Origin of the sequence: Mesorhizobium sp. M7A.F.Ca.CA.002.15.2.1, assembly GCF_003998715.1 — a bacterium.
In the GTDB taxonomy this organism is placed as follows: domain Bacteria; phylum Pseudomonadota; class Alphaproteobacteria; order Rhizobiales; family Rhizobiaceae; genus Mesorhizobium; species Mesorhizobium ciceri.
Map to the genome: position 1 here is coordinate 1 of NZ_RZPI01000900.1, position 1814 is coordinate 1814.

Sequence of the window (1814 nt, forward strand, 5' to 3'; positions counted from 1 at the left end):
GATCAGTGAAGACAGGGTCGGCCGAGCCGGTTTCACGCCACAGGCCCTGCGCCTTGGCGTAGGCCTCGACCAGCGCGATGCGGTCCTCGCTGCGGCCGGACATTGTGAGATAGCGGATGGTTTCCGAGTCGACTGGGAAGAAACCGCAGGTGGCGCCATATTCGGGGGCCATGTTGCCGATGGTGGCGCGGTCGGCCAGCGTCATGTTGGAGAGGCCCGGGCCGAAGAACTCGACGAACTTGCCGACGACCCCCTTCTTGCGCAGCATCTGGGTGACGGTGAGCACGAGGTCGGTGGCGGTGACGCCCTCTTTCAGCTTGCCGGTGAGACGGAAGCCGATGACTTCCGGCAGCAGCATGGAGACCGGCTGGCCGAGCATGGCCGCCTCGGCCTCGATGCCGCCGACGCCCCAGCCGAGCACGCCCAGGCCGTTGATCATGGTGGTGTGCGAATCGGTGCCGACGCAGGTGTCGGGATAGGCTGTGGTTTCGCCGTCCTCGGTGTTGGTCCACACCACCTGGCCGAGATATTCGAGGTTGACCTGATGGCAGATGCCGGTGCCGGGCGGCACGACGCGGAAGTTGCGGAACGCCTGCTGGCCCCATTTCAGGAATTTGTAGCGCTCTTCGTTGCGCTCATATTCCAGCTCGACATTGCGGGCGAAGGCCATCGGCGTGCCGAATTCGTCGACGATGACGGAATGGTCGATGACGAGGTCGACCGGCACCAGCGGGTTGATCTTCTGCGGATCGCCGCCGAGCGAAGCCATGGCGTCGCGCATTGCGGCAAGATCGACCACGGCCGGAACGCCGGTGAAATCCTGCATCAGCACGCGGGCCGGCCGATAGGCGATCTCGACGCCGGCGGTGCCCTTGTCGGTCAGCCAGCCGGCCACCGCCTGGATCAATTCCTTGGTGACGGAGCGGCCGTCTTCGTTGCGCAGCAGGTTTTCCAGCAGCACCTTCATCGAATAGGGCAGTTGCGAGATGCCGGTAAGGCCGTTCTTTTCGGCCTCGATGAGATCGAAATAGGCATATTCAGCGCCGCCTGCGGTCAGCGTGCGGCGGCAATTGAAACTGTCGAGGGATTTTGACACGTGCGATCCTTGTCTGTTCAGCCTGAAAGGGAACGGACGCCGATGGCATGCAATCACGCGCAAAGGTGCGGGTACGGCCATTTCCGCTGTCCGTTCCCAAGCAACCCGAGCCGTTCAAGGCGGCGCGTGCGCTGGTTCGGCGCTAATTCTGTTCCCGTGCCGACCGCTGGCACGGATGCACCGCATATAGAGAATTTTCTGGAATAGTTCTAGACAGTTGGAAAGCAATTTTGTGCGATGCGGCAGCGGCCGCGACACATGGTTTCAGGGCAGGCGAGGAATGCGGCTGATCGCCGAAAATCTGGGCGGCGAGCGAGGCGGCGACGCGGTGTTTTCCGGCATCGGCTTTGCCTTGGAGGAGTGTCAGGCGCTTATCGTCACCGGGCCGAACGGATCGGGCAAGTCGACCTTGCTGCGGATCATCGCCGGGCTGCTGCCGGCGGCGGAAGGCAGCGTGAGGATTGAGGGCGTCATGAAGGTCGAAGACGGGGGCGAAGCGTTTCCGTCTGTTGCCTCGGCCTGTCACTATCTCGGCCACCAGAACGCAATGAAGCCGGCGCTCAGCGTGGCGGAGAATTTGCGCTTTTGGCGAGACTTCAATGGCGACGGACAGCTCGGCGTCGAAGAGGCGCTGGAAACGGTCGGGCTCGGCGGCATCGGCCACCTGCCGTTCGGCTATCTATCGACCGGGCAGCGGCGCCGCGCGGCGATCGCCAGG

At 63.6% G+C, this 1814-nt stretch carries 2 protein-coding genes; one reads left to right on the forward strand and one right to left on the reverse strand.

The features are described from left to right. The coding region (locus ENZ74_RS30885) for an aconitase family protein (RefSeq protein ID WP_245471048.1) at positions 1–1096 on the reverse strand (1096 nt) is incomplete at its 3' end. A gap of 280 nt (positions 1097–1376) precedes the next feature. Here ENZ74_RS30885 and ccmA point away from each other — a divergent pair. Beyond that, positions 1377–1814: heme ABC exporter ATP-binding protein CcmA (gene ccmA, locus ENZ74_RS30890; protein ID WP_127313262.1), on the forward strand; the 438-nt coding region annotated here is incomplete at its 3' end.